At 49.6% G+C, this 1,666-nt stretch carries 2 tRNA genes and 2 rRNA genes; all 4 read right to left on the bottom strand.

Features of this window, described 5'->3' with window-relative positions:
• Window positions 1-507: ribosomal RNA gene (locus tag NNC77_RS16405) — 23S ribosomal RNA — on the bottom strand; the annotation flags it as partial.
• Window positions 508-746: 239 nt separating this feature from the next.
• Window positions 747-820 (bottom strand) — tRNA-Ala (locus NNC77_RS16400).
• A 23-nt stretch (window positions 821-843) separates the two neighbouring features.
• Window positions 844-917, bottom strand: a tRNA-Ile gene (locus NNC77_RS16395).
• Window positions 918-1,049: 132 nt separating this feature from the next.
• Window positions 1,050-1,666 (bottom strand): 16S ribosomal RNA (locus tag NNC77_RS16390); the annotation flags it as partial.

Raw genomic sequence — 1,666 nt, 5'->3', positions numbered from 1 at the left:
CTTTCCTTCACAGTACTCGTTCGCTATCGGTCTCACGGGAGTATTTAGCCTTACCGGATGGTCCCGGCAGATTCGCGCAGGATTCCTCGTGTCCCGCGTTACTCAGGATACCGCTATGCCTGATCTGGCTTCGTGTACAGGATTATCACCTTCTGTGATGTAACTTTCCAGATACTTCCACTCACCATTTCAGTACAATGTCGCGGTCCTACAACCCCGCTGGCGCCTTGCGACGTCAACGGTTTGGGCTGTTCCCCGTTCGCTCGCCACTACTGGGGGAATCATTCATTTATTTTCTCTTCCTGCAGGTACTAAGATGTTTCAGTTCCCTGCGTTAGCTCTCTTACATTGGTAAGAGTAACCGTCCTTCAGACGGCTAGGTTGTCCCATTCGGAAATCTTCGGATCAAGGGTTATTTGCACCTACCCGAAGCTTATCGCAGCTTATCACGTCCTTCATCGCCTCCGTGAGCCTAGGCATCCGCCATACGCCCTTTCTTACTTTCTTTACGACTGTATTTGTTATCTCGTTTATCATTGCTGATTACTCGACAACGAATAAGTAGCTCATACTTTCAGCTGTATTCTAACAAAGTGAAATCTCATCTTGCGATTTGATTTACTTTAGTCTGAACTAAAGTTCATTACTTACAGTTTTGCTTGTGTCAATATGTCAAAGATCTTCTCGTGGTGAAGTTTTTATGATTGGCTCCTTGCAGTCGCCTATCCTAAAAATTCCCACTGTAGTGGAGAATAACGGATTCGAACCGTTGACCCCCTGCTTGCAAAGCAGGTGCTCTAGCCAACTGAGCTAATCCCCCAATTGAGATATTATATAAGAATGTAGTCCCAGGCAGATTTGAACTGCCGACCTCCACATTATCAGTGTGGCGCTCTAACCAACTGAGCTATAGGACTGTGTTGGTAAAGAGTAGCATCTCTGCCGAACATTCTCTATCTCTTATTTAATTAAACAGATGGTGCGTACAAGAAGAGAAGCGAACTTTTAAGTCATGTTCCTAAATCTTCATAGGAAATTCGTCTCTCCAGAAAGGAGGTGTTCCAGCCGCACCTTCCGGTACGGCTACCTTGTTACGACTTAGCCCCAATTACCAGTTTCGCCCTAGGCCGCTCCTTACGGTCACGGACTTTAGGCGCCCCCGGCTTTCATGGCTTGACGGGCGGTGTGTACAAGGCCCGGGAACGTATTCACCGCGCCATGGCTGATGCGCGATTACTAGCGAATCCAGCTTCGTGGGGTCGGGTTGCAGACCCCAGTCCGAACTGAGACAGGCTTTAAGGATTAGATGCGCTTTGCAGAACACCATCTCTCTGTACCTGCCATTGTAACACGTGTGTAGCCCCGGACGTAAGGGCCGTGCTGATTTGACGTCATCCCCACCTTCCTCACACCTTACGGTGGCAGTGTCCCCAGAGTGCCCAGCTTAACCTGATGGCAACTAAGGAGAGGGGTTGCGCTCGTTATGGCACTTAAGCCGACACCTCACGGCACGAGCTGACGACAACCATGCAGCACCTTCACAGAGGCCCCGAAGGGCGTCATTGTCTCCAAATCCTTCCTCTGCAATTCAAGCCCGGGTAAGGTTCCTCGCGTATCATCGAATTAAACCACATGTTCCTCCGCTTGTGCGGGCCCCCGTCAATTC

It is taken from the genome of Segatella copri, assembly GCF_024330485.1.
In the GTDB taxonomy this organism is placed as follows: Bacteria; Bacteroidota; Bacteroidia; order Bacteroidales; family Bacteroidaceae; genus Prevotella; species Prevotella copri_L.
Note: the sequence above shows the minus strand (reverse complement) of the source record. Positions and strands in the feature narration are given on the sequence as shown.